Annotated in this window: 34 protein-coding genes; 32 read left to right on the top strand and 2 right to left on the bottom strand. The window is 67.9% G+C overall.

What is annotated here, in order from left to right; translation table 11 throughout:
- Position 1: 1 nt before the first annotated feature.
- Genes BMW85_RS09290 through BMW85_RS09280 form a run of 3 tightly spaced genes read left to right on the top strand, consistent with a single transcriptional unit; the run spans position 2 to position 1663 of the window.
- Positions 2–667 (top strand): hypothetical protein, encoded by a 666-nt coding sequence (locus tag BMW85_RS09290; protein ID WP_091079405.1) that lies wholly within the window; start codon positions 2–4, stop codon positions 665–667.
- Positions 657–1355: a hypothetical protein gene (locus BMW85_RS09285; protein WP_143082165.1), complete on the top strand. Its 699-nt coding sequence runs from the start codon at positions 657–659 to the stop codon at positions 1353–1355. Before BMW85_RS09290 ends, BMW85_RS09285 begins: the two co-directional genes overlap by 11 nt.
- A complete protein-coding gene (locus tag BMW85_RS09280) occupies positions 1355–1663 on the top strand; it encodes a hypothetical protein (protein ID WP_091079401.1) in 309 nt (102 codons plus the stop codon). Before BMW85_RS09285 ends, BMW85_RS09280 begins: the two co-directional genes overlap by 1 nt.
- A gap of 17 nt (positions 1664–1680) precedes the next feature.
- Here BMW85_RS09280 and BMW85_RS09275 read toward each other — a convergent pair whose 3' ends face one another.
- Positions 1681–1965, bottom strand: coding sequence for a hypothetical protein (locus tag BMW85_RS09275; protein ID WP_143082164.1), 285 nt, complete (start codon positions 1963–1965; stop codon positions 1681–1683).
- Between the two features lie 127 nt (positions 1966–2092).
- Between BMW85_RS09275 and BMW85_RS09270 the strand changes: the two genes are divergently transcribed.
- The 16 genes from BMW85_RS09270 to BMW85_RS49355 all read left to right on the top strand — a co-directional run bounded on the left by BMW85_RS09270 (position 2093) and on the right by BMW85_RS49355 (position 13061).
- Positions 2093–2413, top strand: a complete 321-nt coding sequence (locus BMW85_RS09270) for a helix-turn-helix domain-containing protein (RefSeq protein ID WP_091079395.1) — start codon at positions 2093–2095, stop codon at positions 2411–2413.
- Entirely contained in the window at positions 2406–2564 is a 159-nt protein-coding gene (locus BMW85_RS49360; protein WP_177240567.1) for a hypothetical protein, read from the top strand. Before BMW85_RS09270 ends, BMW85_RS49360 begins: the two co-directional genes overlap by 8 nt.
- The gene (locus tag BMW85_RS09265) at positions 2561–2800 is read left to right on the top strand and encodes a hypothetical protein (protein WP_091079393.1); all 240 of its coding nucleotides are present in this window, start codon (positions 2561–2563) and stop codon (positions 2798–2800) included. The genes BMW85_RS49360 and BMW85_RS09265 overlap by 4 nt, the downstream gene beginning before the upstream one ends.
- A 159-nt stretch (positions 2801–2959) precedes the next feature.
- On the top strand, positions 2960–3928 hold the full coding sequence (locus BMW85_RS09260) for a hypothetical protein (protein ID WP_091079391.1): 969 nt from the start codon (positions 2960–2962) through the stop codon (positions 3926–3928).
- Positions 3929–3953: 25 nt separating this feature from the next.
- Positions 3954–4232 (top strand): hypothetical protein, encoded by a 279-nt coding sequence (locus BMW85_RS09255; protein WP_091079389.1) that lies wholly within the window; start codon positions 3954–3956, stop codon positions 4230–4232.
- 49 nt (positions 4233–4281) lie between these two features.
- Positions 4282–4494: a hypothetical protein gene (locus BMW85_RS09250; RefSeq protein WP_091079387.1), complete on the top strand. Its 213-nt coding sequence runs from the start codon at positions 4282–4284 to the stop codon at positions 4492–4494.
- A 15-nt stretch (positions 4495–4509) separates the two neighbouring features.
- The gene (locus tag BMW85_RS09245; RefSeq protein ID WP_091079384.1) at positions 4510–4749 is read left to right on the top strand and encodes a hypothetical protein; all 240 of its coding nucleotides are present in this window, start codon (positions 4510–4512) and stop codon (positions 4747–4749) included.
- Between the two features lie 374 nt (positions 4750–5123).
- Positions 5124–5588, top strand: a complete 465-nt coding sequence (locus BMW85_RS09235; RefSeq protein WP_091079379.1) for a phage terminase small subunit — start codon at positions 5124–5126, stop codon at positions 5586–5588.
- Between the two features lie 13 nt (positions 5589–5601).
- A complete protein-coding gene (locus tag BMW85_RS09230; protein WP_091079377.1) occupies positions 5602–7260 on the top strand; it encodes a terminase large subunit domain-containing protein in 1659 nt (552 codons plus the stop codon).
- On the top strand, positions 7257–8696 hold the full coding sequence (locus BMW85_RS09225) for a phage portal protein (protein WP_091079374.1): 1440 nt from the start codon (positions 7257–7259) through the stop codon (positions 8694–8696). Before BMW85_RS09230 ends, BMW85_RS09225 begins: the two co-directional genes overlap by 4 nt.
- The gene (locus BMW85_RS09220; protein ID WP_143082162.1) at positions 8671–9444 is read left to right on the top strand and encodes a VG15 protein; all 774 of its coding nucleotides are present in this window, start codon (positions 8671–8673) and stop codon (positions 9442–9444) included. The genes BMW85_RS09225 and BMW85_RS09220 overlap by 26 nt, the downstream gene beginning before the upstream one ends.
- A gap of 122 nt (positions 9445–9566) precedes the next feature.
- Positions 9567–10202, top strand: a complete 636-nt coding sequence (locus tag BMW85_RS09215; protein WP_091079370.1) for a hypothetical protein — start codon at positions 9567–9569, stop codon at positions 10200–10202.
- A 9-nt stretch (positions 10203–10211) separates the two neighbouring features.
- The gene (locus BMW85_RS09210) at positions 10212–11168 is read left to right on the top strand and encodes a phage major capsid protein (protein ID WP_091079367.1); all 957 of its coding nucleotides are present in this window, start codon (positions 10212–10214) and stop codon (positions 11166–11168) included.
- A gap of 125 nt (positions 11169–11293) precedes the next feature.
- Positions 11294–12307, top strand: coding sequence for a glycosyltransferase family 4 protein (locus BMW85_RS09205; RefSeq protein WP_091079366.1), 1014 nt, complete (start codon positions 11294–11296; stop codon positions 12305–12307).
- 12 nt (positions 12308–12319) lie between these two features.
- Positions 12320–12718, top strand: coding sequence for a hypothetical protein (locus tag BMW85_RS09200; RefSeq protein ID WP_091079363.1), 399 nt, complete (start codon positions 12320–12322; stop codon positions 12716–12718).
- Between the two features lie 4 nt (positions 12719–12722).
- Positions 12723–13061 carry a hypothetical protein gene (locus BMW85_RS49355; RefSeq protein WP_177240549.1) on the top strand — a complete coding sequence of 113 codons (339 nt, stop codon included), beginning with the start codon at positions 12723–12725 and terminating at the stop codon, positions 13059–13061.
- On the opposite strand, the gene BMW85_RS52485 is transcribed toward BMW85_RS49355, so the two are convergent.
- On the bottom strand, positions 13009–13533 hold the full coding sequence (locus BMW85_RS52485) for a DUF4429 domain-containing protein (RefSeq protein ID WP_425434328.1): 525 nt from the start codon (positions 13531–13533) through the stop codon (positions 13009–13011). The two genes, BMW85_RS49355 and BMW85_RS52485, sit on opposite strands and share 53 nt — an antisense overlap.
- A 96-nt stretch (positions 13534–13629) precedes the next feature.
- Between BMW85_RS52485 and BMW85_RS09190 the strand changes: the two genes are divergently transcribed.
- The 13 genes from BMW85_RS09190 to BMW85_RS09130 all read left to right on the top strand — a co-directional run bounded on the left by BMW85_RS09190 (position 13630) and on the right by BMW85_RS09130 (position 25260).
- Positions 13630–13935, top strand: a complete 306-nt coding sequence (locus tag BMW85_RS09190) for an HK97 gp10 family phage protein (RefSeq protein ID WP_143082161.1) — start codon at positions 13630–13632, stop codon at positions 13933–13935.
- Positions 13932–14309, top strand: coding sequence for a phage tail termination protein (locus BMW85_RS09185; RefSeq protein WP_091079357.1), 378 nt, complete (start codon positions 13932–13934; stop codon positions 14307–14309). The genes BMW85_RS09190 and BMW85_RS09185 overlap by 4 nt, the downstream gene beginning before the upstream one ends.
- A gap of 77 nt (positions 14310–14386) precedes the next feature.
- Positions 14387–14971: a phage tail tube protein gene (locus tag BMW85_RS09180; protein WP_091079354.1), complete on the top strand. Its 585-nt coding sequence runs from the start codon at positions 14387–14389 to the stop codon at positions 14969–14971.
- Positions 14971–15330, top strand: coding sequence for a hypothetical protein (locus tag BMW85_RS09175; RefSeq protein ID WP_091079353.1), 360 nt, complete (start codon positions 14971–14973; stop codon positions 15328–15330). The genes BMW85_RS09180 and BMW85_RS09175 overlap by 1 nt, the downstream gene beginning before the upstream one ends.
- A gap of 92 nt (positions 15331–15422) precedes the next feature.
- Positions 15423–15809, top strand: coding sequence for a hypothetical protein (locus BMW85_RS09170; protein WP_091079350.1), 387 nt, complete (start codon positions 15423–15425; stop codon positions 15807–15809).
- Positions 15810–15851: 42 nt separating this feature from the next.
- A complete protein-coding gene (locus BMW85_RS09165) occupies positions 15852–19934 on the top strand; it encodes an NlpC/P60 family protein (protein ID WP_143082160.1) in 4083 nt (1360 codons plus the stop codon).
- A gap of 31 nt (positions 19935–19965) precedes the next feature.
- Positions 19966–20217: a hypothetical protein gene (locus BMW85_RS09160; protein WP_091079346.1), complete on the top strand. Its 252-nt coding sequence runs from the start codon at positions 19966–19968 to the stop codon at positions 20215–20217.
- A gap of 13 nt (positions 20218–20230) precedes the next feature.
- Entirely contained in the window at positions 20231–20698 is a 468-nt protein-coding gene (locus BMW85_RS09155; protein ID WP_091079343.1) for a hypothetical protein, read from the top strand.
- A 64-nt stretch (positions 20699–20762) separates the two neighbouring features.
- Positions 20763–21233, top strand: a complete 471-nt coding sequence (locus tag BMW85_RS09150) for a hypothetical protein (protein WP_091079341.1) — start codon at positions 20763–20765, stop codon at positions 21231–21233.
- A complete protein-coding gene (locus BMW85_RS09145) occupies positions 21234–21929 on the top strand; it encodes a hypothetical protein (protein ID WP_091079339.1) in 696 nt (231 codons plus the stop codon). It begins immediately after the preceding gene.
- Positions 21930–21940: 11 nt separating this feature from the next.
- Positions 21941–23014, top strand: coding sequence for a phage distal tail protein (locus tag BMW85_RS09140; protein WP_091079337.1), 1074 nt, complete (start codon positions 21941–21943; stop codon positions 23012–23014).
- A gap of 22 nt (positions 23015–23036) precedes the next feature.
- Complete coding sequence (locus tag BMW85_RS09135) at positions 23037–24857, top strand: hypothetical protein (protein ID WP_091079334.1); 1821 nt, start codon at positions 23037–23039, stop codon at positions 24855–24857.
- The gene (locus BMW85_RS09130; RefSeq protein WP_143082159.1) at positions 24850–25260 is read left to right on the top strand and encodes a hypothetical protein; all 411 of its coding nucleotides are present in this window, start codon (positions 24850–24852) and stop codon (positions 25258–25260) included. Before BMW85_RS09135 ends, BMW85_RS09130 begins: the two co-directional genes overlap by 8 nt.
- Positions 25261–25459 lie beyond the last annotated feature (199 nt).

Below are 25459 nucleotides of genomic sequence, written 5' to 3'. Positions count from 1 at the left end.
TGTGTCGGTTCCACTGATCGTCCTCGGCAACGGGCGTAAGGACTGCATCACGCAGGCGCTCGCGTCTATCCGCGCCAACCTGTCCGGTGTGGGGTCGCCGCTGATTGTGGACGACTCCGGAGACGCTGCTTACCGGGACTGGCTGCAAGCCGAGTTCACGGCCGAGGTCGTCCCCGTCGCCGAAGACCGGGCCGGGTACTGGCGGGCGATGCGCCGTGTCTGGCAGGCCGCCGCAGGCTGCCGCTGGGTGTTCTTCTGGGAGGAGGACTTCGTCCTCAACCAGCCGCTTGACGCCGCCGACCTCGCCACAGTGCTGGATGGCCACCCGTACCTGACACAGGTTGCCCTGGTGCGCCAGCCGTGGTTCCACAACGAGCGCGAGCGCGGCGGGTTGATCGAGGCGCTGGAGGCGCAGGGCAACCTCTTCCAGCAGCGCACGGAGGACACCTACTCGTGGATTGAGCACCGGGCCTGCTTCACCGGCAACCCGTCCCTCATCCCCGCTTCGACGCTGCGCCGGCCGTGGCCTGAGGGCGACTGGTCGGAGTCGAGGTTCGGCCGGGAACTGTTCACCGACCCGAAGGCGCGCGGCGCGTACTGGGGCCGCCGTGACGATACGCCGTTGGTGACGCACATCGGGCACGAAAGGGCAGGGCATGACTACTGACCTTCGGGTGCTGGTCGTGATCCCGTGGAGACCTCAGCCGTCCCGTGTGCTCGCCCACCGGTTGACGGTGGCCCGCTACCGGGAGCTGCTGCCGGGCGTCGAGATCGTGGATGTGGACACCGGGCATGAGCCGTTCTGTCTGGCCGCCTGCCGCAACCGGGGCGTCCGGCTGGCGGAGGAGTCCGGCGCGGACGTGGTGGTGCTCGGCGACGCGGACACGCTGCCCGAGAGGGAGCCGCTGCTGGCGGCGGTCGAAGGCGCAGCCGTCAGCGGGCGGGTGCATCTGCCGTACACCGAGTACCGGTCGCTAAGAGCGGACGGCACAGCCCAATACCGGCGCGGGGCGCCGCTTGACCGCTGCAACCATCTGGTGGTGCCCGCAGCCACCTCGGGCGTGTACGTAACCTCGCTGGAGACGTGGTGGGCGTGCGGCGGGCAGGACGAGCGCTTCCTCGGCTGGGCTCCGGAGGACGTGGCGTGGCTGATCAGCCACCGCACGCTCCTCGGCGCAGAGCCCGTGCGCCACGAAGGCCGCGTGTACGCCCTGCACCACCAGTCCGCGGCGAAGACAGGACCGGCGTACGAGCAGGCCGTCGCCCTCTACCAGCGGTACATGGACGCAGCCGGGGACGGGGCAGCGATCCGGGCACTGATCTCGGAGCGCGCCGCAAGCTTGGGCGTGGGCTGATGGCAAACGCACAGTGGGCAGGCCACGACCGCTCGGCAGACTTGCCGACCGACTGGCCAGAAATCCGCGCCGAGTGCTTCCGCGTGTACGGCGACACCTGCCACGTGTGCGGGGAGCCGGGGGCGACGGACGTGGACCACCTCGGCGACCGCACCGACCACCGCATAGAGGTGCTGAGGCCCATCCACGGGCTCCGGACCGCCCAGCGGTGCCACGTCTACAAGTCGTCGTCCGAGGGCGGCAAGGCAAAGGCGGACAAGCAAGGACGGATGCGGAGGCCGCCGGAACGGCACCCCGGGATCAGATAGCCGGGCGCTTCGCGAGATCATCCACGCTGCTGGCACTCCTTCCACGCTGTGCCGCCATGCTTCCGATCCTTGGTGAGCGCCTCATCCCACGTCATGGCGAACTGGAAGTACGCCTTGCGCGGGTTCCCTGCGGCGACGTGGCTGACCTGGCGGCGGGCATCTTCGCGAGCGCGGTCAGCGGCCCGTTCGGCGAAGTACTCGACGACCTCCTCTTCGGTTGCGTCCCAGACGATGACCGTGTCCGTGACGGAGTCGAAGATGGCGAACTGGCCGGACGGCTGCTTGATGATCTGCATGCCCATGGCTTCATCATCCCGCAGACGCACGCCTGCACTGCCCCCATTAGAACCCTCCAGGTAGCTCCTGGAGGTAGAGAGCCCGGCGTCCTCGTGCGCCGGGCTCTCGCCCATCACGAGGAGAAGACGCAACGTGGCCGTGCGATTGGAGCACGTCATTGCCCGCAATATGGCGGAGCTGAGGGAACAGCAGGGGTGGACGCAGGCCGACCTCGCGCGCCAGATGTGCGCCCAAGGTGCGCGCTGGACACCGAACAGGGTCACACAGCTGGAGACCCTTCGACGCCCTGTGTCACTCATGGAGATCGTCTTGCTCGCGACAGTGTTCGGCGTGCCGGTAGTCCGCCTTCTCTTTGGCGATGACCTCGTGGAGATGCCCTCCGGCGAAGAGATTCCCCTTGATCGATTCCGCGAAGGCTTCCAACCCTCACGCCGAGAGGACGCCGATGCCTGATCCCGAGGACCCGATCACTCTGCTCGCTGCCGCCGCCGTGCAACTCCACGAGGCGTACATGGCCTACGTCGGCGCGGGCTTCAACGAGAACCAGGCCCTCTACCTGGTCGGCCAGATCCTCTCCGCCAGCGTCCGAGGACCCGGCTCGTGAAGGTGGCCAAGGACGACCTCATCGCCGCGCTCCTCCATCCACGCCTCTACCTGTGCGGAGACGAAGACGGAGGCGTCGGCCTGCACTGCCGCGACCACTTCGACGACGGCCGGCCACTCGCCTACCTGTCCGCGCTGGCCGCGCACGCGGATGTGAAGGTCGTGACCGTGACCAGCGTCGCCGCCTTGATCGGAGAGGCGGCCAAGCACTTGCAGTCCACCCACCGGGAGCCGTGAAGACCACCATCCGCCCGTAGGCCCATCACTCAGCGTGCACCCCGCACATCCTGCGGAAAGTCTCCGGTCTCCACCCGCCGGATACCTCGCCAGACGCCTCCACGAACCGGCGCATGTGACACTGCGTCACCGCCGCCTGTGCGGAAGGAGGACGCCCCGATGCGATCCCACACCTTCCGAGAGTCGGCCATCGCCCGCGACCGCGAAGGCAAGTTCGCCAGCAAAGCCTCCGGCGGCAACCCGTCCGCCATCTCCACCGCCCTCCGCGACACCGCCCGCCCCGACGCCGTCAAAGACTCACCCAGCCGGCACTCCACCGGCCAAGGCATGCCCAGCATCATCAACGGCGCAGACATCCGCACCCGCGACGGCAAAGAGATCGCCCTCGACCGCCACAGCGACGGCACCACCACCCTCACCGCGAACGGCACCTCCATCACCCTCGACAAGCGGGCCACAGAGGAACTGAACCGCAGCCTCGGCGACATGGCCGGCGAAGACGTGGACGTCGGCACATCGCAGATCGTCCGCTACTACACGACCGGCCCCGACAAGCAGCCGGTCTCACACCTCGTCGCGCACATCCAGAAGGACGGAGACGACTCCTATTCGCTGCGGGTCGCCGGCGACGCCGACAGCATCGAAGCGCTCACGAACACCCCCGCCGTCAACCTCAGCCGCAACGACATCGACAAACTCGACGAAGCGCTGTTCCGGCTCGACTCCTCCAGCCGCGTCCCCACCGACTACGGCGACATCGACGTCTACCCCACCGACGACGGCAAGATCGCCTTTCGGCACCTCGGCGACGACGGCACCCCCGTGGAGACCGCGTTCAACGCCGCATCCATCGCCCGCATCCGCCGCGCCATCGACGTCGTCATCGAAGGCTTCGACGAAGACAGCCCGGACGGCCCGGACACGGGGGTACGCCGGCGGGAGGTCTCCACCAACGCCGGCAAGGTCCGCATCGAACTCGATGGCGAATGGGGCGGCACCGGATCCGGCAACGTCCTGCGCGTCACCCCGGCCACCGGCGACGCTTGGGGCGTCGTCGTGGACGGCCCGAACCAGAGCGCCTTCTATGACGCCATCGACCGCGCCGAAGAGGCATGGATCGACAACTGACAAACACCCTCAGAGGAGGCGCACCATGAAGCACTTCCGCCGCTGGGGCGCCGTCTACATCCTCGCCGTCCTGTTCGCCGGCTCATGGATCGGGCAGGCGGTCGCGATGCAGCCCGAGATAGCAGAGAAGGGCTGGACCGAGTTCTGGGCGGCCACGTTCGAAAACTGGCAGTCGGAATACCTGCAGCTCATCATCCAGGCCACGCTGCTGCTCGGCGCGAAACACCTGCTGTTCCAGGCAGACGCGCGCGACCTAGAGCGCATCGAAGCGAAGCTGGACCGGCTCCTCGGAGACCGAGACTAGCGACTACCACAAGCGATCGCGGGAACAGGAAACGCCGAGGTGATCGACCATGGCACGCAAGAGCGGCAACGCTGAAGCCCTCCGCCGCTACTGGAGCACGGGTGGCCAAGGCGGGGCCAAGATCAAATGGGGTACCAAGGGCGACTGGACCCGCTGCAACCGCATGCTCAAGAAGTACCTGGGCCCGAGGGCAGCAGGCTTCTGCCAGCGTCTCCACATGCGTAACGTCGGCTACTACACGGGAGACCGACGAAACCGCTGACAGAGAGGGGCCGCGATGGAACAGCCTGCCGGCCCCATAGTCGATGGCTTGGGCGTCACCCTCGACCTCGATGAGGGTTCTCTCGTCTCCGATGTCATCCTCATCGCCAAGGTGGTCAACCCTGATGGACAGTCAGGGCTCGCCATAGCTGACAGCGATGCACTCGACTGGATCACCCAGTACGGGCTCATCAAGGCAGCAGAGCGCATCATCGAGGCGCAGCAGTTCCTCGTCGTAGGGGATGACGATGACTGACGTCGAGCATGCTGACGTGCTGCACGTCCATCCTGTGGGTGATCTCGTAGCGCACGACACGTCCACCTCCGAGCCCGAGTGCGTGTGCGGACCAAGGGTGGTGCCTGTGCCTCGCGAGGACGGGTCGATGGGCTGGGTGCTCGTGCATCACGCTCTTGATGGGCGCGAGTAGTGACGCGCATGCCCATCGCTCACAGCCACGCTCATCACCCAGGGCGACAACCAAGTGTCCGGTTTCCGCCTGAGGTGGGGGGATGCCCGGTATGGGGGGATCGCCCGGCATCGGCAGGTGTACGCGCCGTGGTTGGCTACAGGTCTGGGGCCTCGCGATCTTGACTTTCTGTTACCCCCTTTCGCTCAGGAGGTGATCCTCCGTGGCTGGTCGTGGCCCTGCACCCAAGCCGGCGCATCGGCGGGCTCGTACGAATGCTGATCCTGTTCCGCAGACGGTGCTGCGCTTCGAGAAGGCGGAGCCGCCTGATCTCCCTGAGGAGATCGACTGGCATCCACGCACTCGCGCATGGTGGGAGATGTGGAAGCGGTCGCCTCAAGCCGAAGTGATGATCGAGTCGGATTGGTACTTCCTGCTCGACACCGCGCTCATGCACGACGCCATGTGGTCCAAGGGGCAGTGGACGCTCGCGGCCGAGGTTCGGCTACGGGTGGCCAAGTTCGGCGCCACCCCTGAAGATCGCGCAAGGCTCCGGCTCGTCTTCGCCGACGCCGACGAGAAGGACTCCAAGCGGCCACCCGTGCAGGAGACGGCCCGCCAGCGTTACGGGGATCTGCGGGTTCTGCCCGGTGTGAACCGCCCCGATGGAGCCGCAGAGAACGCGTGAGGGAGGTTCTCCCTTGCCGTGGCGTCCGTCGTACCCCGGAGAGCGGCCAACGCTGGGCTGGGAGGTCCTGGCGTGGATTGAGGACCATCTCGCGGCACCTGACCGGAGCGAGTACGAGCCGCTGATCCTGACGAAGGAGCAGGCGGCGTTCGTCCTGGCCTTCTACGAGATCAACCCGGTTACGGGTAAGCGGCGCTACCGGCGTGCCGTCTACAGCCGGCCGAAGGGCGCGGGAAAGTCTCCGCTGCTGAGCGCCATCTGCGCCGCCGAGGGGATGGGGCCCGTCGTCCCGGACGGCTGGGACGCCGACGGGCAGCCCGTGGGCCGGCCATGGTCGGACATCCGCACCCCGTGGGTGCAGATCGCGGCCACCAGCGAGGACCAGACGAAGAACGCGTGGGCGCCGCTGCTGGAGATGCTCCGCGAGGGCCCGGTGATGGACGCCTATCCGGGACTCGACCCGATGGACACGTTCGTCGCCTTGCCGAAGGGCCGGATCGAGTTCGTGACCGCCGCGGCGACTAGCCGTGAGGGCAACCGGCCCGTGCATGTGTGTCTCGACCAGACCGAGTCGTGGATGCCGGTCAACGGCGGGGTGCGGCTCGCGGCGACGCTGCGCCGGAACCTGGGCAAGACCGGCGGCTCATCGATCGAAGCTCCGAACGCCTACGTGCCCGGTGAGGAGTCGGTTGCCGAGGCGTCCGCCCAGTACCTGCAGCAGATCCTGGAGGGTAGAGCCAAGGATGAGGGTCTGCTGTACGACCACCGGGAGTGGCCGCCGGAGACCGACATGTCGGATCCGGGGTCGCTGTACAACGGGCTGGCCTACGCCTACGGCGACTCGGCGAACCTGCCGGGTGGGTGTCGCATCCACGAGCCGCCGTGCGAGCGTCGCGGCTGGGTGGACCTGGACCGGATCGTCGCCGAGATTCACGACCCGGCCACGACGCCCGAATCGTCGCGCCAGTACTACGGCAACCAGGTCACGCACGCATCGGACTCGTGGCTGTCTCAGCCGGAGTGGGCAGCGTGCGTGGACGCCTCCAAGGTGGTCGCGGACGGGGAGCGGATCACGCTCGGGTTCGACGGTTCCCGGCACCGCGAGCGTGGGGTGACGGACGCCACGGCGTTGATCGGCTGCCGCGTCAGCGACGGGCACCTGTTCGAGGTCGCGGTGTGGGAGCAGCCGGACGGCGCTGCAGGCCGCGACTGGTGGGTGCCGATCCCGGAAGTCGAGGCCGCAGTCCGGTCCGCTTTCCAGCGCTACCGGGTGGTGGGCTTCTACGCAGACCCGGCCGCGGACTGGCGGTCGTACGTCGCGGATTGGGAGTACACGTACGGGCGGCGGCTGCGGGTGCGGTCGTCGCAGAATCACCCGATCGAGTGGTGGATGAACCGCACCAACATGGTCGTCAGAGCGTTGGAGCAGCTGCACGCGGCGATCGTGAACGGCGAGCTCTCTCATGACGGGTCGTTCGCGCTGACCCGCCACATGCTGAACGCTCGCCGCCGGCCGTCGAGGTCGGGGCTGACGATCGCAAAAGAGCATCCGACATCACGGCGGAAGATCGACGCCGCCATCGCGGCCATGCTGGCGTGGCAGGCACGTCTCGACGCCATCTCCAAGGGTCTGGGTCGCAGAGGACAAGGGCGGGCGGTGGTGCTGCGGTGACCGTCACGATTCCCGAGCTGGGGCTGCTGACCTTGACGGACGACGAGGCGGCGCTGCTCGGCGTGCTGCGGAGCGAACTGATATCGCGCCGTTTCGACCTGGAGCTGCGGGATTGCTACTACAACGGCGAGCAGCTCATCCGCGACCTGGGGATTTCGATCCCGCCGCAGCTCAAGGGCTTGCACACCGTCATTGGGTGGCCTCAGATCGGTGTGGACGCGCTGGAGCAGCGGCTCGACGTCGAAGCGTGGCGGTACAAGGACGCGCCAGACGATTCCACCGAGCTGGAAGAGATCGCGGAGGCGAATGAGCTGGTCGCCGAGTCGCAGCTCGCGCACCTCGATTCGCTGATCTACGGCCGGTCGTATGCGGCGGTCGGGTCGAGTGAGGACGCCGACATGCCGCCGCTGATCTCGATCGAGTCGCCGCTGGACATGACGGTCTTCTACGACGCCCGAGCCCGCGCCGTCACGAGCGGGCTGCGCCTGTACAAGATCGAAGACCAGGATGCGGCGGTGCTGTACCTGCCGAACTCGTCCATCCACGTGGTGGCGACGAACTCCGGCTGGGAGGTCATCGACCGCGACGACCACGGACTCGGGCTGCCGCCGGTGGTGCGGATCTCGAACCGTCAGCGGACGGCGGACCGGATCGGACGATCCGAGATCACGAACGCGGTCATGTCCATCACGGACGCTGCCTGCCGAACCCTGATGGGGATGGAGGTCGCCCGCGAGTTCTACGGCGCCCCCCAGCGGTACATCCTCGGCGCGTCCGAGTCGGCGTTCCAGGACGCCGAAGGCAACGCCAAGAGCGCCTGGGAAGCTTATTTGGGCCGCGTGCTGGCGCTGGAGCGGGACGAGGACGGCGAGGTCCCGACCGTGGGCCAGTTCGCCGCCTACGACCCGTCCGTGTACACGCGGATGATCGACATGTACGCGCGGATCATGGCCACCCAGCTTGGCCTGCCGCCGCACTACCTGGGCTACACCACGGACAATCCGGCGTCGGCGGACGCGATCCGCTCGACCGAAGCTCAACTGGTGAAGCGCGCCGAGCGCAAGCAGACGCTGTTCAACACGCCATGGAGCCAGGTGTTCCGCCTCGCGATCCTGATCCAGACAGGGGACCTCCCTGACCGGTCCCGCCGCATCGAAACGGTGTGGCGCAACCCGGCCACGCCGACGATGGCCAGCCAGACCGACGCTGCGACAAAGCTGGTCGCGGCGGGCATCCTTCCCGCGGACTCGGACGTCACGCTGGAGATGGTCGGCCTGACCGAGGGGCAGCGGCGCCGGGTCCACGCAGACCGACGGCGCGCACAGGGCCGGCAGGCGCTGACTGACCTCGGCAACGAGCTCGCCGCCCGCCGTGCGGCACATGGACGCGAGGCTGAGCCGGAGGCCGCGGATGACGCAGCAGTCGAGGGCCGCTGAGCATCAGGCCGCCCAGCGCGCCCTGTCTGCCCGTCTGGCCGAGCAACTCGGCCCGCTGTGGGATCTGATCCGTCTCGGCGCGTTCGCGACCACGATCCCACTGTGGATCGAGGCGGTGAAGGAACTGCTGGAGGCGTTTGCCCGCATGTCGGGGACGCTCGCCGCCGACTACTACTCCGAGGAGCGGGACATTGCCCGCTCCCGCGGGGTGTTCGTGCCCGCGCCGGCCGGGATCCCAGGCGGGAAGGCGGAAGTATCGCTGCGGTGGGCCACGAAGGACCTGTGGATCCCCGAGGACGAGAACCCGCCACCGATCGAGCAGCGGCTGGGCGCCGCCGAGAAGAAGGCGCAAGGTGCAGCCCAGAAGCTCGTGGCGGACGTTGGACGGGACACCATCATCGAGGCGCTGGATGAGGATCCCGAGGCGATCGGCTGGGCGAGGGTCACCGATGCCGACCCGTGCGCCTTCTGCGGGCTAATGGCCGTACGCGGCGCCGTCTACCACTCGGAAGAAACCGCAGGTGGGCGCGTCAATCGCGCGTTCAAGGGCGGAGGCAACTACAAATTCCACGATCACTGCTCGTGCAATGTGATTCCGATTATGAGAGGGCAGCGCTGGGAGCCGCCCGAGCACGTGCAGGAGTGGGAGCGGCTGTACGCCGAATCCACCGCAGGCGTCTACGGCACGAAGGGCAAGCTCCGCGCCTGGCGCAAAGCGTTCGAGGGCGGCGGCGAAGAGCTCGAATAGGCCCGTTCAAGCTTCCGGAAGGCCGCCATCGCGCGGCCTTCCGGCGTTCCGACCCCGCCTCTGCGGGGTGATCACCCCAAGGCCCGGAGCCGCGACGGCTCGGCCAGCAACGAGAGGCCGCGATGGCTGACGACACCACCACCGAGCAGACCACCACCGACGACACCACGTCCGAGGAGGAGACGGTCGACACCGCCGTACGGGAGCCCGCGACGGGCGCCGACGAAGCGGGCGACGACGACAAGCTCGGAACCCCCGGTAAGGCTGCCCTGGCCAAGGAGCGCAAGCTCCGCAACGACGCCGAGCGCGCCAAGCGTGAAGCGGACAGGGCGCGGCGCGACCTGGAGAATCAGCTCCAGGAGTATCGCGACAAGGACAAGAGCGAGACCGAGAAGGCTCTCGCCAGGGCCGAGAACGCGGAGAAGCGCGCCGAGGCGCTTCTGGAGCGGGCCGTGCGCGCCGAGGTGCGGGCGCTGGCCGCCGACGGATTCAAGGACCCCGACGACGCGATCACCTACCTGCGGGAGAAGTTCGGCGCCTACTCCGACGACGGAGAGATCGACGCCGACCAGATCAAGGCCGACCTGGCCGATCTGCTCGACCGCAAGCCGCATCTGGCAAAGGCCGCCGCCGAGCCGGAAAAGCGCAGGCCAGCGCCTGACATGACACAGGCGTCCAGCGCCAACAAGCAACGTTCGTCAAGCCCCGCGGATGAGTTCGCGGGGTTTCTTCATTCGCGGCTTCGTGGCCGCAAATAAGGAGCCTCCATGCCCGTCACCGAGCCGATCAAGCTCTCTGACCTCAACGACGCTCTTCTGCCCCGCACCCTGACGGGGCCGATCTTCGAGAAGAGCGTCGAGCAGTCGGCGATCATGTCGCTGGCGCGTCGTGCGCCGCTGGCGATCGACGCCACCACCAGCATCCCCGTGCCGCTCGACGTCCCGACCGCGGACTGGGTCGGCCAGGGCGCCCGTAAGCCGCTGTCTTCGGGCGGCATTGACGTCAAGCAGATGACCGCGAAGAAGCTCGCCGTCCTGATCCCGGTCGCGGAGGAGGTCGTCAACACCAACGCGGCCGGTCTGTGGACGCAGCTTCAGGCCGACCTGCCGACCGCGTTCGCCCGCGCGTTCGACTACGCCGCCATCCACGGCAAGACGATGAAGGGCGCCGCCGGCCCGTTCTCGGACTACCTGATCGAGACGACGAAGTGGCAGGAGCTCGGCACCACCTCCCAGGCCAACGGCGGCATCTACGCCGACCTGGTCAACGGTATGGCTGAGGTGGTGGACGACGACTGGGACTTCACCGGCACCGCCGCCGACCCGCGTCTGAAGCCGCAGCTCATGCTGGCCACCGACACCAACGGCCGACCCATCTTCGTGGACACGACCACGCCGGGCACGAACGCCGCGTCCGCGGGCACGCTCATCGGTGAGCCGCTCGCCTACTCGCGGGCCGTGTCGGGTAAGCACCGCCGTCAGTCCACCTCGACCGACTCGGGTCTGCGGGCGATCGGCGGCGACTGGTCGCAGGCCGCCTATGGCGTCGGCATGGACATCACCGTCCGCATCTCGTCCGAGGCGACGTACGTGGACGAGGAGGGCGGCGTCCACTCGGCGTTCCAGGAGAACCTGGTGCTGCTGCTCGCGGAGGCGTACTACGGCTTCGTGGTGGGCGACGTCGAGGCGTTCGTGAAGTACACGACGAACGGCTACATCTCCTGATGCCGCCGCGTCGCAGGGCGGCGGAGGGCGATCCTCCGCCGAAGCGGCCACGGCAGGCTAGGCCGCCGAAGCCGGCTGCCGAGCCTGTCCAGACGTCGGCCGCGGCACCTGCCGGCCCGGCCGAGATGCCTGCCCTTCAGGGGAAGGCCGACAGGCCGAAGCGGATCGTCGTCCGCATCCACTCGGCGCCACCGCATCACAACGCTGGCGGCGAGTGGGCGCTGTTCTCCATGCTGCGCCCGCTCGCCGAGCGCGGCCACGACGTGCAGGTGTGGCTGTCCCGCTACGGGAAGGCACGCGACCCGTACCACGTGGACGGGATCATGGTTATTCCGCTGGCGGCCCGCCTCGACTTCGGTTCGGCGGTGCGGCATGCGGACGTCGTGGTCAGCCAGTATGAGAACGTGCCTGCCGCTGGCGCGCTGGCGCGCGGCTACGGGATCCCGTTCGTGGTGTTGGCGCACAATCCGGCTCCGGTGATCTTCAAGAACATCGCGGCTGGGTCGACGGCGCTGGTGGTCTACAACTCGATGCACTTGCAGGCGGAGGCCGAGGCGCTGTTTGCGGAGCGGCCGAAGTGGCTCAAGCCGTCGAAGACGCTGGTGGTGAGGCCGCCGGTGTTCGCCGCCGACTACGCGACCACTCCCGGCGATCTGATCACGATGATCAATCTGAACCGGGAGAAGGGCGGCGACCTGTTCTGGAAGCTCGCCGCGCGCCTGCCCGAGCATCGGTTCCTCGCCGTCGAGGGCGCCTACGGTCATCAGATCGTGCGTGACCTGCCGAATGTCGAGGTGATCCGGCAAGTTCCTGGCGACCAGATGCGGGATCAGGTGTACGCCCGTACCCGAGTCCTGCTGGTGCCGTCCCACGTCGAGTCGTGGGGCCGGGTCGGCGTCGAGGCGCTCGCGTCCGGGATCCCTGTCATGGCGACGCCTACGCCGGGCCTGTCGGAAAGCCTCGCAGACGCGGGGATCTTCTGCGAGGCGGGCGACGTCGAGGCATGGGAGGCGTCCCTGCGGGCGCTCGACGACCCTGCGGAGTGGTCGGCCGCGTCCGGGCGGGCCCTGCAGCGGTCGAAGGAACTCGACCCGTCCGGCGATCTCGCCGCCTGGGTCGAGGCCATCGAGAACCTGTAGGGGAGGTCGGTCGTGGTCAACGCCGTGGATCTGGCTCTCTACCTGGACGTGTCCGAGATCAACGAGTGCCGGGCGAACCTGCTGATCGAGCAGGCGACCATCCTCGCCGAGTCCGTCGTCAAGCCTCTGCCGGATGGCGCGTCCGCGGTAGTGCTCGCGATGGCGGGTCGGGCGTACGCCAACCCGCAGGCCGTCTCCTCCGAGACGGTCGGCCCCTACACGGTCTCCCGCCCACAGGCGGGCCTGTACATGACCAAGGCCGAGACCGCCGCGCTGAAGCGGCTCGGCGGGCGGGGCGGCGCGTTCACCATCGACCCCACGCCGGCGGAGGCGACGCCCGCGCCGACGTGGCCATGGGACATGGACGGCGACGGCTGGGCGGACGCCCGGCAGTGGCACGAGATGTGGTGACGGGATGCCGCCGCCTTTGCCCGCAGGGGAGACCGTCGTGCTGCTGCGCCGCACACAGTCGGGCCGGGATAGCCACGGCAACCCCGTCTGGACTGTGGCCGAACTCCCCGTCGAGGGGTGCGCGGTGTGGCCGACCGGCTCCACCGAGGAGACCCATGGACAGGACCAGACGAGCGAGCGCCTCACCGTGCTGGCCCCGTACGGCACCGAGGTTCGCTCCACAGACCAGGTCCGGGCCCGCGGCCTGGTCTACGAGGTGCAGGGGTTGCCGTCGTCGTGGCGGAGCCCGCTCACCGGTACCCGTGCTGGGGTGGAAGTCCGCCTTGAGCGTGTCCGGGGTTGATGTGTCGGTGCTGCCTGGGCGGTCCTTGCGGGCTCGGCGGGGGAGCGTGTCCGAGGATCTGTGCTTTCTGCTGCTCGAACTCCTCCCGGGTTATCGCCCCAGCCTGCACGAGTTGCCACAACTGTACGATCTGGTCGGCCACGCTCGACTGCTGCGCCGGTCGAGGCATGTGGAGTCGGGCGATCTCGTGCTCGATGGCGCGGGCCAGCGCCTCGAATTGGGGTTGCTGGCCGCGGCGGAACACGACGCTGTTCTCGTCGTTGACGGCGTCGACGGTCTGCCGGCCGAACTGGCCACGCCGCTCCACTCCGCCGGGGATGCCGAACTGGATGAACCCGTTGTTGATCAGCCCTGCCGGTTTGATCTGCACGGACGCTACCTGGCTGATGTGGATCCGCTTGTCGGCGTTGCCGACGGCGAAACGCGCCAGCCCTCCATGACCGATGGTGACGAACTGGCCATCGAACTCCACCCAGCCGCCTAAGTGCCCCTGTACGCGCACACGCCTCTCCTCTCCTTGGCCCCGAGAACGCTTTCGTACCGCACCTTGACGCGTGAGGGGGCGCGAATGGCTCAGCGGGCCCGATTCAAGGCCAACCGCAAGGGCATCGGCAAGATCCTTACCTCCAGGCAGATGCAGGCCGAGATGGAGCGGCGGGCCAGGGCGGTACAGGACCGCTGCATCGCTAACGCGCCCGAGGACACTGGCTCATACAAGTCGAGCTTCCGGATCGAGACGGGCATTCGGCCGGGCCCGAAGCCCCGCGCTGTGTCCAAGGTCATCAACGATGATGAAGCAGCTCCCTACGTCGAGTGGGGTTCCTCCCGCACGCCCCGCTACCGGGTGATGGGCAGAGCGGCAGGCGCCGAATGATCGACGTAGAGGCGGCGTTGGTCGCCTGGCTGGAGAACAACGTCGCCGGCGTGCACGCTTCCACCGAAACTCCGTCTGACTTGGATGATCGGCTGCCTTGGCTGCAGGTGGTTCGGCTCGGCGGCCCCTACGACGGATTCCGCCGCGACCAGCCCACCGTGGACATCTCCGCCTTCGCCGCTACGGGCCCGGCTGCCAGCGACCTGGCGCTGCAGGTACAGGAGGCGCTCCACACGCAGTTGTGGGGGGCCACGACAGGCGGCGCCGTCTTCTCGCGGGTGGAGACCCGGACTGGCCCGCACAAGGTGCCGTACGACAACCCCGCGCTGCGCCGCTACGAGGCCACTTACGCATTCGTGATCCACCCCGCCTAACCGCATCCACTTCAGCCCTCGGACCTGCCTGTCCGAGGGCTTTCGCATGCCCTACCTGGGAGATCAGGAGATCACCAATGGCAACCATTGTTCGCGCCGACGACCTCGCGCTCGTCGGCTCCAACGGCGGGGCCTGGGTGGCTCCGCTCGGCACCGCGCAGCCGACCGACCCGGCGGAGACGCCGAGCGGCCTGTGGCTCCCGATCGGCGCCATCAGCGATGACGGTCTCACCAATGGTGTGGACGAGGACAGCGAAAGCTTCACGCCGTGGGGCCTGAACTCGCCGTTCCGTACCGTCACCACCTCCTCGGTGAGGACCTTCAGCTTCACGGCGTGGGAGACGAACAGGCCGATCGTCAAGAGCCTCCAGTACAAGATCGCCGTGGCGGAGCTGGTGCCGGACGTCGACGGCGTGGTGACCTTCGCCGAGAGCGGCGTCTCCATGCCGGACCGACGCGCGTGGATTTTCGACGTGTACGACGGCGACGTCTGGGAGCGGTTCTTCATCCCCGAAGGCGAGATCACGGAGCGGTCCGAGGTTACCTACGCCCAGGGCGAGATGGCCGGCTACGAGTGGACCATCTCCACCTACCCGGACGCCTCGGGCAACCTGGTCTACCACGCCTACCTGGCACCCGAGGTGGACGAGGTCAGCTCCTGATGATGGCAACCCCCAAGCTGATCACCCAGTCCGGAGAGCCCGTGTCGCACTTCGACCTTGACGCTGTCGAGAACGAGGCCACGCAGGAGCCGTTCACATTCACCCTCGGCGGCGAAGTGTTCACGATGCTCGCGCCCGAGGACATCGACTGGCAGGCGCTGGCGGACACCAGCGCCCCGGACTGGCTGCTCACGTACGTGGCGGCGCTGCTCGGCGACGATTTCGAGCGGTTCGCTGCACATGAGGTGCCGACCCGCAAACTGAACAAGCTGCTCGAAGCCTGCCAGGAGCATTACGGAGTCACCCCGGGGGGGTCCAAAGCCTCCGCGCGCTCCTCAAAGAGCACTCGGAGGCGGTAGAGGGCGACCTGTGGCTCCGCTACCAGGTTGACCTTCGGGACCTGAAAAGGCCGGGCGGTGGGCGATCGCGGCTGACATGGCGGCTGCTCGGCGTGCTGATCCGCGGGCTGCCGCCCGAGTCCGCCACCAAGACGGCTTTGCGTAACCAGATGGGCGATTCCGAACTGTCGCAGGCCAGCAAGTCGGCGGACCCCTCGCAGGGGCAGTGGTCACAGGCGGAGATGCTTCTCGCGTCACTGATCGACTCGGTGCGCTGGCTGGTCCACGTCACTGTGATCGCCAACGGGGGCAAGGGCAGATCCAAGCCCCCTGACCCGGTCCCGAGGCCAGGCGTCAAACCGAAGGGCGGCAAGAGCCGCAAGCCACTCACGCTGCAACAGCAGGAAGCGGTACTGGCTCGCATCCGCGGCGCACCCCTCACCGGCTCTTGGCAGCAAACGAAACCCGGCCAGGTCACTCACCTGCCGCGCAACTCCTAACGGCCGGCCGCGGCCCCATCCGCAACCTTCCGGGGGTGAGTCGTGGCCGAGTTCCAGGCTGGCGAGGTTGTCGTCCCAGTTGTGCCGGATGCATCCGGGATCATCAATTCGCTACGCAGGCAACTCGTTCCCGCCGCGGCCAAGGTCGGGCGGGAGATGCAGCAGTCCATTGCTGCACAGATGCAGCGGATCGACATCCCGGTCTCGGCGGACACAACGCGCGCCCGAGCCGCCGTCCAAGAGCTGTCCCGAGAGGCCCAGCGGACTTCCGGCCAGCAGGTGCGGATCGGCGCGCAAGCGGACACAGGGGCGGCTCAGGCTGCGATGGCCGCACTGGACGGCACAGTGTCGCGGCTGGATGGCCGCCGCGCCGATGTGCGGGTCGATGTGGACACTGCCGGCGCCCAGGCGGGAATGGCGGCGACCGACGCTTCTGTCTCGCGGGTGGATGGCCGCACTGCCCACGTCCAAGTTGACGCCGATGTGGCGGGGGCGCTGGCCGGGATCGCCGCAGTGTCTGCGGCTCTGGCGGCACTACCTGCGGCTGCGGCGGTCGGGCTGGGCGCCGCCGGGCTGGCCGGGGCAGCGGTGACTGCTGGCGTGGGCATAGCGGCGCTGTCGGCTGTCGCGATCCCGTCGCTGTCACGGATTAACGAGGCGTTGAAGGCGCAGGAAACGGCGGCGAACAGCGCCGCACGCGGCCTGTCGAACGCTGCCGGGGCGACCCGGAACCTGGTGATCGAGCAGGCTCAGGCTCAGATCGCCCAGCTACAGGCGGCGAACGCCGCCGACCAGCTCCGGCAGGCTCAGGACCGGGTCAAGGACGCCGTGGCCGGCGTCTCGCAAGCCAAGGATCGGCTGAAGTCGGCGGTCCAGGCTGCGGCGCAGGCGCAGGTTTCCGCGGCTCAGCGCGCGACGTCTGCGGAACGGTCGCTGGCCGATGCTCAACGGCAGGCGCTGCGAGCGCAGGAGGACCTGAATCGGGCCCGTGCCGAGGCGATCAAGCACCTGCAGGATGTGGCCCGCACGCTGCGGGGTAACGCGCTGGATCAGCGGCAGGCGGCGCTCGACCTGAAGGAGGCCGAAGCCGATCTGGCGAAGGCCCGCAGGAGCGGCAACGCGGACGAGATCGAACGCGCGTCGATCGCCTACGAGCGCACCCAGCTCCGGGTCGAGGAGCTGAAGGCCGAGCAGGAGCGGCTCAACGAAGAGCAAGCCAAGGGCGTCGAAGGCAACGACCGCGTGGTCTCGGCGAAGGAGCAGGTCGAGGCGGCGAACCGCCGCGTGATCGACGCCGAGCGGGACCTGGCCAAGGCTTACGAGGAGGCGGGCAAGGCGGGCGAGGAGGCGGCCAAGCGGGTCGCCGACGCCCGCAAGGCCGTCCGAGACGCCGAGGACCGGGTCGACGACGCGAAGGCGGCTCTGGAGCGGGTCAAGCGCGACCAGAAGATCGCCAAGCTGCAGGAGAAAATCCGTGCAGAGCAGGCAAAGCAGGCCGCCAAGCAGGCGGCTCGCGCTTCCGCCACCCAAGCTACCGCCGCACAGAAGACGGCCGACCTGTCGCCGGCGGAGCAGGCTGCAGCTCAGTCGATCAAGGCGTTCAAGGAGTCATACGAGCGGTTCCAGAAGGACCTCGGCACGTCGGTGCTGCCGGTCATCACGGGCGGTCTGAAGGTCATCGAGTCGCTGTTCAAGCCGCTCACTCCGCTGATCAAGGGGACCGCCGACTCGCTGGTCGGGCTGGAGGACTCCGCCCGCAAGGCGCTCGGCGGCCCGTTCTGGAAGGACTTCTTCGACCAGCTCAGCAAGCAGGCGCCCGGCGTGGTTGAGGGGCTCGGGAAGTCATTCGGCAACGTCATCGAGGGCATCGCAGGGATTATCCGGGCGTTCCTGCCGTTCTCCGGCACGGTGGTGGGCGGCATCGAGAAGGCCACCTCCGCGTTCGCCACCTGGGGCAAGAACCTGCAGTCCAACCCCGGCTTCCAGAAGTTCATCAGCTTCGCGCAGGCGAACATCCCGAAGGTCGTCGAGCTGTTCAAGAACATCGGCTCGGCGATCGGCAACATCATCTCTGCTCTGGCCCCGTTCGGCTCCGCCGCCTTGTCCGGGCTGTCGGCCCTGGTCGGGTGGATCGGCAAGCTCAGCCCGTCCGCCATCCAGGCCATTGCCCTAGCAATCGGCGGGATCGTGCTCGGCGTCAAGGCGTGGGCGATCGCTCAGCGAGTGCTGAACGTGGTTCTGTCGAAGAACCCCATCGGGCTGATCATCACTGCGATCGGGCTGCTCGTCGCCGGACTCACCTACGCCTACCAGAACAGCGAGACGTTCCGGTCGATCGTGGATGCCGCGTTTAAGGCGATCGGCGTAGCGGCCCAGTGGCTGTGGACGAACGTGCTGCAGCCGGTCTTCAACGGGCTGGTCTGGCTGTGGCAGAACGTCATCGCTCCGGCGGCGACATGGCTCTGGCAGAACGTGCTCAAGCCCGCGTGGGACGGCATCGCCGCAGCGATCGAGTGGGCATGGACGAACATCATCCAGCCCGCAATCGCCGCGCTGGTGCTGTACTGGCAGACGATTCTGGGGCCGGTCATCACCTGGTTGTACGAGAACGTCGTCAAGCCCGCGTGGGACGCGATCAGCACCGCGATTCAGTGGGCGTGGCAGAACATCGTCAAGCCTGCCGTGGCGGCGCTGGTGCTGTACTGGCAGAAGGTCCTCGGCCCGGTGATCACGTGGCTGTGGAACAACATCGTCAAGCCCGCATGGGATGGCATCTCGGCGGCTGTCAAGTTCGCCTGGAACAACATCATCAAGCCTGCCGTCGCCGCGTTGGTCCTGTACTGGCAGACCATCCTCGGACCTGCAATCACGTGGCTGTGGGAAAAGGTCATTAAGCCTGCCTGGGATGCGATCGGCAAGGGCATCAAGGTTGCCTGGGAGAACGTCATCCAGCCCGCGGTGAAGGCGCTGTGGACTTTTGTGACCGACACCCTGCCGAAGGGTTTCAAGTCCGGGGTCGAGCTGATCGGAAAGTTCTGGGACAGCCTGAAGTCGATCGCGGCCAAGCCGGTCGAGTTCATGGTCAACACCGTCTACAACAACGGCATCCGTGCCGTGTGGAACGCGGTGGCGAAGGCGTTGAAGCTGTCCGAACTGCCGGAGCTCAAGTTCTCCGGGTTCGCCAAGGGCGGCATCTACCCCGGCTACACGCCTGGCCGTGACGTCGGAGTGGCAGCCGTCAGCGGTGGCGAGGCCATCATGCGTCCGGAGTGGACGCGGGCGGTCGGATCCGACTACGTGCACCAGGCCAATGCGGCTGCTCGCCGCGGCGGCGTGTCCGGGGTGCAGCGGTTTATGGGCGCGTTCGCCGGCGGCGGCATCGTCGGCGACATCCTCGCGCAGGGCGTGAAGCTCGGCGCGGAGAAGATCCTGAACCCGATCCTGGATCGGGCATCAGCGGCGATGGGCGACAACCCGTTCGCGCAGATGCTCGTCAACGTGCCCAAGGTGCTCGTGAAGGGCGTGATCGACTTCCTGACCGCCGAGGAGGCGAAGCAGGGCGGGCCAGGCGCGGCCAAGGCGCTCGCGTTCGCGCGGGCACAGATTGGCAAGGACTACGAGTTCGGCGCGACCGGTCCGAACACCTTCGACTGCTCGGGCCTGACCATGCGCGCATGGCAGGCCGCCGGCCGGTCCGACATCCCCCGGACCAGCCAGCAGCAGATGGGATGGGTCAAGCCCATCAGTGCGCCTGTGCCAGGTGCGCTTGGTTTCCCGCATCCGGGCCATGTGTGGATGTATTCGGGTCCCAACACGATCGTCGAGGCGCCGCAGACCGGGCTGAAGGTGCGCGAGGTGGCCGCCCGCGCTGCTCAGGTGATCGGCGTCCCGCCCACGGAGTACGACTCGGGCGGCTACCTGCCGACCGGTCACAGCCTGGTCTACAACGGGACGGGCTCGCCTGAGCCGGTGCTGACGGATCAGCAGTGGCAGTCCATGCAGGGGGCGACGCGCGGCGGCGATGGCCCGCTGTTCAACATCGACCAGTTCAACGCCACCCCGGAGCAGTCGCCAGGCGCCATCGCGCGGGAGCTCTACTGGCTGTCCAAGGCGCGGCCTCGCTGATCCATCTATATCTACAGGAGGCGTCTTCGGCATGCCCTGGGATCCCGAGAGCGGCGAGACGTTCGGCGAGCACATGCGCGGTGGTGCGCCTCTCGGTGAGGGGCGCACCGCTGACGTGGTCGTCGGCGATCGGACCTGGGTCACCCGTGACCAGGTGAGGGAGGGCCGAACCGCCGACGGCGGTCGGTTCAAGCGGGTCATCGACCAACTCGGCAACCGGGTGACCGAGCGAACAGACGGCCACGGCAGGCAGCGCAGGGACGTCCACATCAACCTGAGTTAAGGAGGCGTCCGCGTTGGCGCTCACCCAGGATGGCTGGTTCAACTCGACGATGGTCGCGGCCTTGTCCAACACCATCGCGCTGAACTTGGCCGACACCACTCCGGGAGCCTTCAAGGGCGCCCTTTACGAGGAGTCGGCGTCGCCGAACTTCTCGCAGGCAAACCCGGCCTATGGCACGTCGCCGCTGAACTCCGGCGAGTCCTCGGGCCCCGGCTATACGGCGGGCGGCGCGGACCTGACAGTGGTCAGCTTCGCCGAGCTCGGGAGCGCCGCGAACAAGATCGGCTGGAAGCTCGGCTCGGTCACCTGGACCGAGTCCACGATCGACGCCGCCGGGATTCTCATCTATGTCCCGTCCTTGTCCAGCCGGGCCGTTCTGATGCGGTTCTTCGGCCAGACGTACAGCACGGCCGACGGCAGCTACACCCTTTCGTGGCACTCCGACGGGGTGTGGCGGCAGGTGCTCCGCAATACCGCCTGACCCGGCCTTTTCGACTCTCGCCCGTGCCTGATGGCCGGGCTTTTCGCATGTAAGGAGGCCGATCGTGGCCAAGTGCGGCTACTCGATCGTGACGGGCGGGGCCGTGTCCCTGGCGTCGTCTACCACCAAGTCGGTGCTCGGCGTGAAGTCCGCCGCAGACTTCGGTATCGACCTGAAGAAGGTGTGGTGGGGCTTCACCGGCGTGACCGCCTCGGAAGCGCCGGTCACCTGCGAGCTTTGCTACGCCACTTTCGCAACCAATGGGCCGGGCACCAGCTCGTCTTCGGTGACGCCGGCGCAGGTGTACGGGCGGACCATCGCCCACGGGGTGACAGCGGCGAAGAACTGGACCTCGGAGCCGACGGTGCTGAGCGTGATCGGCGAGATTCCGCTCACCCCGAACGGTGGCACGCTCCTGTATGACCTGCCGTTGGGCGACACCTTCGACTCGGCCGTGTCCGAGGGGTTCGTGCTGAGGTTCACCGCCGGTGCCAGCGTCAGCGTACGGGCCACCATGATCTGGGAGCGCTGCTAGGTGGCGCTCGTCGTCCATTCCTCTTCTCCGGCGCTTGTTACGGGCGACAAGCCGCGCACCACGGCGTCTTTCACCGCCCCGGCGGATTCGCTGCTGGTGGCGCTGGTCTCGTCGAACGCTGGCACAACCACTCACACGATGAGCAGCACCGGCGGCACGCTGACCTGGACCAGCCGGGTCAAAAGGGACATCCTCGACAGCGGCGGCAACGTCCCTGCGGTGGAGATCTTTACTGCGCCTGCGGCCTCCTCGGCCGCGCGTACGGTGACGGCCACCTCCGTTTTCGGCACTTTCGTGACGCTCAAGGTTCTTGTCATCACTGGGGTGGAGTTGTCCGTGCCGGTCGGCGCGACAGGTGAGGGCAGCAGCAGCACCGCGAGCCTGACGCCGAACGTCTATACCTCGACGGGCAAGAACTCGCTTGCGGTGGGCATCGCGGCGGACGAGAACCAGGCTGGTGCGGTCACCAGCAGCGACGTCGGGTATGCCTGGAACGTCAGCGGCGAGACCTCCGGCATTGCGGTCCATAAGGCGGCGACTACCCCGACGCCCGGCAGCACGGTCACGCTGAATTTCAACGGCAGCGGTAGCAGGTTGTGGAACTGGGCCGCGATTGAGGTCCTCGCCGCGCCCGACCTTCCTCGTGCTGCTGTTTTCCGTCCTACCGGGGCGGTTCACCGCGCCGCTTCCTGGTGAGGGGGTGACCGGTGGCCCGCGCTGGACGCTCCTATCCGAACCGGCCGAGCCTGTCCCGGCACCCTCGAAACTGGGATCAGTCGCGGACGCTCGGCATCTTCGAGACCGTCTCGGAGTGGCCGCCGGTCAGCGTTGAGACCCCGAACGCCAACCTGTTCCTCGGGCCGTTCGAGACGACGTCGGAGTGGCCTGGGCTGGAGTTCGCCTACGACTACCACCCCGTCCTGCCGGTCTTCGAGACGACGTCGGAGTGGCCCAGTCCTGGCGTGTCGGTGCCGATCAAGCCCGGCGATTCGATCACCGGCTCGTACCAGATCGAGTACAACGGGACGCTGTTCGGCGGGCACGGCAACATTTACCAGATCATCGGCGTTGAGGGCTGGGACGACCTGCCCGGCATGGACTCCTCCAACGTGTCCCGGCCCACCTGGCACGGGTCGTGGCCGGGCCGGTACCGGTCGCAGGAGCGGCAGGTCACCGCCACGCTCGCCATCAACGTCGGCGACGGCGACGACTTCGCCGGCGCGGTCGCCACGTTGCGCCGCCTGCTGACGCCTCCCGCGAGTGAAGCCGGTCAGCCGCTGGTGGTGTCCACCCGCGACGAGGTGCTGATGGTGCCTGAGGCGGTCGTGGACACCCGCGCCATGCCGATGGCGTCGTACCACGTCGGCTGGGTGCAGGTGTCGGTCCGCTGGATCTGCGCGGACCCGCGCCGCTACAACGTCGTCAGGTCCGGTGTCGCCATCCCGCCGGGGTCTACCGCCGACGTCGAGAACGCGGGCAACGTCGCCTCGCACCCATTGCTGAGGGTGGATGGGCCGGTGGTCAACCCGGTCATCACCAACCCGACCCTGGAGCGGACGCTGAGCTTCCTCCTCACCGTCCCGAGCGGGCAACGCCTCACCATCGACACTGATGCAGGCAATGCCACCGTCAACGGGGAGAGCGTCCTGTCCACTCTGACCGGCGCGTCCGCCCCGGTCGCGGACTTCGTCCTCGAACGCGACACCAACGTGCTGACGTTCGCCGCCGACTCGGGCGGCACGACCGGCCTGACCGTGCTGTACCGGGACGCCTGGCTCTAGGCCACGACCGACGTTGGCGGGGGTGATCGTGCCCGCCAAGGTCCGCTCTCATGCCACGGGTGCCGCGTTCGGCGACTTCATTGAAGTCAACCGGCCTTCCGGCGTCGCTGCCGGTGACATCCTGATCGCGGTCCATTTCAACACGTACGGCCTGTCCGGGACGCGCGGCCCCTCCGGGTGGTCAGGGCTGGCGTCGCAGAACTACCCGAACATCCTCGCCGTCCGCATCTACCGCAAAACCGCCACCGCCAGCGAGCCCACCTCCTACGAGTTCGAGCAGGACATCGAGGCGTCCGGCACCGTCCACATCCTGTGCATCACCGGAGCGGACACGTCCACGTCGCCGCAGGTCGCGATCGAGGACATCGTTGCCGAGACGGCACCCACGCCCGAGGTGCCGCCCGCCGCCGCTTCCAGCATCGAGCTGCGGCTGGCGAGCGTCTACCCGTACGCGGGCCAGACCCTCACCTGGACTCCGCCGTCCGGCTACAGCCTGCGCGGCGTCGTGCAGGAGAGCGACACCTTGTCGTCGGTGGCGGCGTCACGACAGATCAACTCGTCGGCGCCGACCGGCCAGAAGGACTTCGTGTTCTCTCCGCCGGACATCCGGTTTGGGATCGGCGTCAGCATTTCGATCGCGTCGGTGGTCACCGAGCCCGACACAGGCCCGCCGCCGCCCGCCTTCACGCCGGGCCGGGGCAGCGCCCTGTACCGGTGGGTTTTCACCCGCTGGGACGGTACCTACCTGGACGACCTGGAACTGTCCGGCGTCACCTTCGACAAGCGGATCGGCCAGGCGGGAAGCTTCAGCGCGACCATCCCCATCACCTCGACAAAGATCCGCGACAGGGTGAAGCGCGTCATCTCGCCCAACCCTGCCGACCTCGGCGTGGGGCCTGGCGTCGTCACCTGCGTCGTCCTCCGCGACGGCGTCCCCTGGGGCGAGTACTGGATCACGTCGGCCACCGTGTCCCGGTCCGGCAGGGAAGCGCCCAGCATCAGCCTCACCGGGTCCACGATGGACGCCTACATGACGCAGGTGATGATCCCCGAGCCGCTGGATTTCATCGGCGAGGACCAGATCGACATCGCACGTAGCTTGATCGAGTCCATGCAGGGGCTCGATCACGCCAATCTGCGGCTCCTCCCGGCGGCGGGCAGCAGCGGCGTCACCCGGGACATCACGTATGCGGCCCACGAAGGCTCCTACGGGCAGCGCCTCCAGGAGCTCGGGCAGGCCGACAACGGCTTCGAGTGGATGGTCAACATCGCCGCCGGCGTGTCCGGCATCGAACGGCACTGGGTGTGGGGAAGCCCAACTCTCGGGTCGTCCGACGTCGAACACGTTTTCAGCGACGCCCCGCACGGCGGCGACATCCTGTCCTGGTCGGAGGAGATGGACGCCCTGCGGGGCGGCACCTACTGGCGGGCCCGAGGCGACTCTGTCAGCGAGGACGCCTCGACCTCCGGCATGCCCCTCGTGTCGGAGCCGGTCCTCGCCGAGGCGCATCTCGAAGCCGGCTGGCCGCGGTTGGACCGTACGGTGACGTTCCCGCGCGAGTCGGTCGAGGGGACGCTGGACGACTACGCCGCCTACTGGGCTGCGAACGCGCCGGGTGCTCTGCGGGTGGACTCGGTTACGGTCGCTCTCGGCCAGCAGCCGACATTCACGCCGAACAGCCTCGGCGACAAGGCGCGGATCTACCTGCACAACGAATGGCACCCCGCCCAGTCGAGGGTGCGGCGGATCATCGGCATCGGCATCACTCCGCCCTCGGCAGACAACGGCAAAGAGACTGCGCAATTGATCTTCGAGGGAATCGAGGTGCCGTCGGGTGGATAAGTTCCCTGGTGACCTCGCCGACGAAGTAGCGCGGCTACGGGCGGAGGTCAACGAACTGCGGGCGCTGGTCCGGCAGCGGGCACCGCTCACTACGGCGTCGCAGGGCTGGCGGATGGCTGACATGGCGATCCCCTCCGTGGGGCCGGGGGAGATCCAGATCGGCAGCAACGGTGGCGAGCTTTTCGTGGCGACGTCGTCGGGTACGCAGCGCCTCAACCAGCTCAACGTGCCCGTCGCGACTCCGCCGTACCCGGCGTCTTTCACGAGCCCGGCGACGATCGGCGGCACCCCGACCGCGCAGAACTACAACGATCTACGCGCTGACGTGGTCAATCAACTGTTCACCCCACTCCGCGACGTGATCAACAAGGGCGCGACGATCGGCCTGTGGCCTGCCCCCTGATACGTGGCCGCCCGCGGTAATCGACTCCTGCGCCACCGGGGGCGCTGTCGCGTCGGTGAAGGGACCCGCGGGCGGTCCACCCCTTGTCGGTGCCGTCCGCCTGTTGAGGGTGCGGGGCGGGCGGCACCCCCCTTTCCTCCGGCTCGACCCGTAACACAGGCGCCCTGCCCTCCTGCTATGCCTGCCTCCGGAGCTGCTT

Source organism: Nonomuraea wenchangensis, from assembly GCF_900111685.1.
Lineage (GTDB): Bacteria > Actinomycetota > Actinomycetes > Streptosporangiales > Streptosporangiaceae > Nonomuraea > Nonomuraea wenchangensis.
Note: the sequence above shows the minus strand (reverse complement) of the source record. Positions and strands in the feature narration are given on the sequence as shown.

Coding starts and splice junctions, on each gene's coding strand:
- BMW85_RS49360 (WP_177240567.1), top strand. CDS start 2,406: ATGCCTGATCCCGAGGACCCGATCACTCTGCTCGCTGCCGCCGCCGTG.
- BMW85_RS09220 (WP_143082162.1), top strand. CDS start 8,671: ATGACGCAGCAGTCGAGGGCCGCTGAGCATCAGGCCGCCCAGCGCGCC.
- BMW85_RS09260 (WP_091079391.1), top strand. CDS start 2,960: ATGCGATCCCACACCTTCCGAGAGTCGGCCATCGCCCGCGACCGCGAA.
- BMW85_RS09250 (WP_091079387.1), top strand. CDS start 4,282: ATGGCACGCAAGAGCGGCAACGCTGAAGCCCTCCGCCGCTACTGGAGC.
- BMW85_RS09180 (WP_091079354.1), top strand. CDS start 14,387: ATGGCAACCATTGTTCGCGCCGACGACCTCGCGCTCGTCGGCTCCAAC.
- BMW85_RS09280 (WP_091079401.1), top strand. CDS start 1,355: ATGGCAAACGCACAGTGGGCAGGCCACGACCGCTCGGCAGACTTGCCG.
- BMW85_RS09275 (WP_143082164.1), bottom strand. CDS start 1,965: ATGGGCATGCAGATCATCAAGCAGCCGTCCGGCCAGTTCGCCATCTTC.
- BMW85_RS09215 (WP_091079370.1), top strand. CDS start 9,567: ATGGCTGACGACACCACCACCGAGCAGACCACCACCGACGACACCACG.
- BMW85_RS09210 (WP_091079367.1), top strand. CDS start 10,212: ATGCCCGTCACCGAGCCGATCAAGCTCTCTGACCTCAACGACGCTCTT.
- BMW85_RS09245 (WP_091079384.1), top strand. CDS start 4,510: ATGGAACAGCCTGCCGGCCCCATAGTCGATGGCTTGGGCGTCACCCTC.
- BMW85_RS09285 (WP_143082165.1), top strand. CDS start 657: ATGACTACTGACCTTCGGGTGCTGGTCGTGATCCCGTGGAGACCTCAG.
- BMW85_RS09185 (WP_091079357.1), top strand. CDS start 13,932: ATGATCGACGTAGAGGCGGCGTTGGTCGCCTGGCTGGAGAACAACGTC.
- BMW85_RS09175 (WP_091079353.1), top strand. CDS start 14,971: ATGATGGCAACCCCCAAGCTGATCACCCAGTCCGGAGAGCCCGTGTCG.
- BMW85_RS09160 (WP_091079346.1), top strand. CDS start 19,966: ATGCCCTGGGATCCCGAGAGCGGCGAGACGTTCGGCGAGCACATGCGC.
- BMW85_RS49355 (WP_177240549.1), top strand. CDS start 12,723: ATGCCGCCGCCTTTGCCCGCAGGGGAGACCGTCGTGCTGCTGCGCCGC.
- BMW85_RS09255 (WP_091079389.1), top strand. CDS start 3,954: ATGAAGCACTTCCGCCGCTGGGGCGCCGTCTACATCCTCGCCGTCCTG.
- BMW85_RS09190 (WP_143082161.1), top strand. CDS start 13,630: ATGGCTCAGCGGGCCCGATTCAAGGCCAACCGCAAGGGCATCGGCAAG.
- BMW85_RS09205 (WP_091079366.1), top strand. CDS start 11,294: ATGCCTGCCCTTCAGGGGAAGGCCGACAGGCCGAAGCGGATCGTCGTC.